The organism is Aliiglaciecola aliphaticivorans, assembly GCF_054782055.1.
In genome coordinates this window covers 1-4,605 of sequence record NZ_BAAGTF010000040.1, presented here as the reverse complement: position 1 = coordinate 4,605, position 4,605 = coordinate 1, and the positions used below count along the sequence as shown (strand labels likewise).

Below are 4,605 nucleotides of genomic sequence, written 5' to 3'. Positions count from 1 at the left end.
GGCTTGTGACTTGAATCGCCCTTCCCAAAAATGCCCCGTACAGTTATCTTCCTGGTTTGCTTGTCGGGCAATAGGCTCATTCAATTCTCGCATAAACCAGCTGATATCGATTAATCGACTTCGATAGACGGATAAAGTGGATTGGAGTGTCATGTGTTCAGCCTCACTGAGCTCTGCCTCAATCAGTTCAGTAGCTTGCTTAGATGTGAACTTCTGTGAAAGCAGCGTGCCCTTGTGAAGCTTATGCCAGCGCCGGGCTATCTCTTTATCCGTCCAATGTTTTGCTTTGTCAGAATTAACATGCAGTACCACATGGGTATGATTACTCATCACCGCATAAGCACACACCTCAATGGCAAAGACTGTGGTCAAAAACAACAACCTGTCTTCTACCCACTGGCGACGATGCTCATAGCTTTTTCCAGTCAGTTTATCTTCGCCACACAAAAAGGCCCGTCTAACACAGCGGGATACACAATGATAATAAGGGGTATCAGATAAGCTAATTTGGCGCTTCCGTGGCAATGGCATAATTCATTCCTTGAATTAAGAATATTTAAGCATAGTTGATGTGGGTTTCCCTAGGGTCCAGTTTGTGGCTGTCCATGTCAAAACTGGTTAACCTTGTAGTCTAGTTTGTGGCTGTCCATGTCAAAAAAGTTTGTGGCTGTCCATGTCAAAAAGTACATGTCAAGCGCTATGTCAAGCGCTGCTGTCCATGTCAAAAAAGTAAAATGTGAGAGGTTTATTCGACGTTACGGCCTTTTCCCATTGCGAATCATATGAAAGCAATTAACTACTTCCCTCATAGCGCTTCGGTTTTTACGCTCGATAAAGGTTTTCTAGAAAGTGATACCCTTGCTTACAACACATTAAATCAATAACCGCGTTTTTTCCAAAATTGAATCTCGCCATCCGCGTACTCTTCTAAAACCGTGAAGGTTTTTTCAGCTACAATTTTACCTTCACATTCAATTACCATGCGCCAGTCACCCACTTTGTCGTGAATGGGGGACCATACTGTATCGCCTAAATAGAATTCCCAATTGTTGTTTCGCACATAAACGTCACCGGTAAAGGGTGGCATTATATTGCCCTTTTTGTCGGGAATATTTGGATGATAAATAGTGAATTCCAACTTCAACCCTTTGCCCTTTTTGACCTCCAAAATAAAGCCGAATTCCACATCTAAAGTAGCAGGGATTTTCGTTGTGAAATTACGAATAGAAGGTAATTCTTTACTCTTGGTGTCCCAGCCTTCATAAAGACCAAAACTGGTTATTTCAAATTGGGCTTTATGTTTTGCCATTACTGCGAATCTCTTAAATTCTATCGGTGAGATTTATCTAACTTAGTGGGCCTTGAGCAATTCACTCACCGCTTTAAAATGTTTGTGTTTAGCATCTTTTAACCAACCAAAAACCACCATTTCCACGGAAACCAGATGACAACCGGCTGCGATCAATTGTTGCTTTGCTAGTTCTCGGTCTGATTCATAACGGGAAGCCGTAGCATCCCATGCAATGGTAACCCTATAATTCGCCTTAAGGGCATCAATGGCTGTTTGATACAAACACACATGAGATTCAGCACCTAACAACAACAAATTCGCTTTACAACTTGCGGTTCTGAGTTGATCCAAGTGCGCCACTAAATCTGTTTGCGCAAAAGCAGAAAATGCGGTTTTGGTAAAGTTACGTTGAACATAAGGCTGCAACAACTCGTGGGTTTCTCCTAACCCTTTGGGGTACTGCTCTACCCCTGTAATGGGTATATCAAACAGTTGTGCAGTCCCAAGCAACGTAAGACAGCGCCGCAATAAAGCTTGGTGATTGTGCATCGTTGCAAACAATTTTCGCTGTATATCGACCATTAACACTTGTGTTGTTTCTGGCGTCATTTCTTTAATTGACATATATCTGATACCCCCATGGTGCCATTGCCAGCTCGGTATTTGACTTAATCTCTACGCGTTTATTCTCGAAAAAAGAGCTAAACTCCCCTAAGCATAACGTCCCTTGGAACTTCACTAGTATTGAGTGATTAGATAAGTTTAACACAACAAAAATTTTACTCGTTTTATCTGACCGTACAAAACTAAACACCTGTTTAGGGGCAGAATTAGGAACATGGATCATTCTTGCCCCCCATTGCCCGTTATGCAAGGCAGAGTGTGATTTTTTAAGGTGAATTAATCTTTGATACAAATCACCTATATGATGGGGCTGCCAATGAATGGGATCTTTTTCAAAAAACGCCAGACGTTTTGTTTCCCCAGCTTCTTGTCCATTGTGGATCAGTGGCATACCTTCGCCAATCACCGACAACACAATTGCAGCCTCTAACCCCTGTTGAAATTGCTCATGTTGAGTACCATCCCACGCATTTTTATCGTGATTACTCAAAAAAGTCATTCGATGCGCTTCTATGGGGTAAGACTTTTCATTCCAAGAATAATATTTAAAAAGCTTACTAATAGGTAAGCCATGACATGTAATACCATGCATAATCTCATTCCAACTCCACGCATAAGTCATGTCAAAAGCATCTTGATGGAGATCTTTTGACTCCCACTCGGCCAACATGAATACGGGTTTGATGGTATCTAACTCTGACCGCACTTTTGCCCAAAAATCATTTGGGATAAATCCCGCCACATCACACCTGAAGCCATCAATGTCAGCAACTTCCACCCAATAACGCATAGCGCTAGCAATATAGGCACGAAGCGCAGAATGAGAGTAATCAAAATCAATAACATCATCCCAGTCCCACCAAGGAGTGGGTGTAAAGTCGCCCTTGTAATCCCTTGCGTACCAGTCGGGATGCTCTTCCACGAGCCGATTATCCCACGCACTATGGTTACATACCCAATCGAGAATAATCTTGAAGCCAAATGCATGGGCTGCTTTTACAAAACCCTGAAAATCCCCTAAATCACCGAACTCCGGATTCACGGCATAATAATCTTTCACCGAATAGGGACTGCCCAAGGAACCTTTTCGGTTCTTTTCTCCAATGGGATGAATTGGCATAATCCACAAGATATCGACACCGAGAGATTTTAAGCGAGGAAAATGAGCTTGTGCAGCATTGAAAGTTCCCTCAAAGGTGAATTGGCGAATATTCACTTCGTATATCACCGCATTTTTCACCCACTCAGGAGTATCAATTTGCACATATTTTTTGGGTGTATGATCCATTGGGAATAAATCCTGTTTGCTCGGCGAACCCTTTAAATTAGTTGGCGTTCTCCATGATACAAGTTGAATTGCGAGCCTTTAATAAAACCGATTAAAGCAATGTCTAACTCTCGACATAAATCTACCGCCAAACTGGTAGGCGCGCCTACGGCAATAATCATGCTAAAACCCGCTCTAGCCGACTTTTGCACCATTTCAAAACTTACCCTGCCACTTAGCAATACAGCATATTGACCGGGTAACTGCGCCATGTGTTTACCGATTAACTTATCCAAAGCATTGTGCCTGCCAATATCTTCACTTGTGGCAACTAAATTTCCTTGCTTATCTATTAGACCAGCGGCATGCACCCCACCGGTTTTGAAAAAAACAGCTTGCTGTTGGCGCAATTTATTGGGTAACTCTGAGACCGTCCTCACTGCCATCGAAACCCGATTTTCATCATCTATAGGCAACAAGTTTTCTAATAAGCGGTCGATATTTTGTTGTCCGCACACTCCGCAACTTGAAACAGATAATTGACTCGTCTTGTACGTCGATAAATCAACGTTACTGCCTGGTTTCAAGGTGATCACAATTCGATTACTGGTGTTTTGTTTTAATTTACCCTTGCCTGTATGTGTAATGCTTAAGATATCGCTAACTTTGAGTAAATCAATAGACTGCAACCAGCCCTTGACCAAATTAACATCATCACCGGGAGTTCGCATGGTGGAATGTAAGTACACCTTTTGCGTTTCATTCGCAGTCTTATAAAACTTAAGCCAAATTTCCAATGGCTGCTCGCAAGCAATCCAATCGACTTTGTGGTTCGCTGAATCGTGATAGCTGACGATATTATATTGAATCGATTCTTCCATACTGGGCTTTTATTAAATAAACTCCATAACAGAATACAGTATCTGGAACATTAGGGGATGATATCAACAAAATATAGTTTCAATTACTTAATCTAGAGACTGCTACTCTATTCTGCAACGGCTGCCTCTGCCAGCCTAATACAATCATATGCGGGTTATTCAGTAGCTTTAAAATAACGATTATCACCTAAAAAAAAGACCAAAATTCAATATTTAGATACTCATCACTTACTTTTTATCGCTTAAATATACCTTGGAAAAAGTCATAAACTGAGCTAAAACTTAGTATGGTCACCGCTGATTCTGCCAGCGCGACTAACTAGCAGCATGAGAGGCTTTAAAGGTGTATAACACTACAATATGTTACCTATTAAATGAGCTGATAATTCAATTTCGGCTAAAACCCAAGTCTCAGTTTGCTAAGGCCTGTTGATCTTTGCTGTACATATTTCACTCAGCAATACATCGGCAACCACATCATCGAAAATGCCAGTGAAACCATACTGGCATAATTCCTTGCTAACTTTTCATACCTCGTTGAT

5 protein-coding genes and 1 pseudogene are annotated in these 4,605 nt (G+C 41.5%); all 6 read right to left on the bottom strand.

Features of this window, described 5'->3' with window-relative positions:
• On the bottom strand, positions 1 to 531 hold a 531-nt coding region (locus ACYVIL_RS17150), incomplete at its 3' end, for a transposase (protein WP_460313697.1).
• A 346-nt stretch (positions 532 to 877) separates the two neighbouring features.
• Positions 878 to 1,309 carry a DUF3859 domain-containing protein gene (locus ACYVIL_RS17145; protein WP_303476946.1) on the bottom strand — a complete coding sequence of 144 codons (432 nt, stop codon included), beginning with the start codon at positions 1,307 to 1,309 and terminating at the stop codon, positions 878 to 880.
• Positions 1,310 to 1,351: 42 nt separating this feature from the next.
• The gene (locus tag ACYVIL_RS17140; protein ID WP_303476949.1) at positions 1,352 to 1,915 is read right to left on the bottom strand and encodes an isochorismatase family protein; all 564 of its coding nucleotides are present in this window, start codon (positions 1,913 to 1,915) and stop codon (positions 1,352 to 1,354) included.
• On the bottom strand, positions 1,905 to 3,203 hold the full coding sequence (locus ACYVIL_RS17135; protein ID WP_460313694.1) for an alpha-amylase family glycosyl hydrolase: 1,299 nt from the start codon (positions 3,201 to 3,203) through the stop codon (positions 1,905 to 1,907). Before ACYVIL_RS17135 ends, ACYVIL_RS17140 begins: the two co-directional genes overlap by 11 nt.
• Before the next feature lie 32 nt (positions 3,204 to 3,235).
• Positions 3,236 to 4,063 (bottom strand): formate dehydrogenase accessory sulfurtransferase FdhD, encoded by an 828-nt coding sequence (gene fdhD, locus ACYVIL_RS17130; RefSeq protein ID WP_303476953.1) that lies wholly within the window; start codon positions 4,061 to 4,063, stop codon positions 3,236 to 3,238.
• A gap of 454 nt (positions 4,064 to 4,517) precedes the next feature.
• Positions 4,518 to 4,605, bottom strand: a pseudogene (locus ACYVIL_RS17125) (IS5/IS1182 family transposase); the annotation flags it as partial.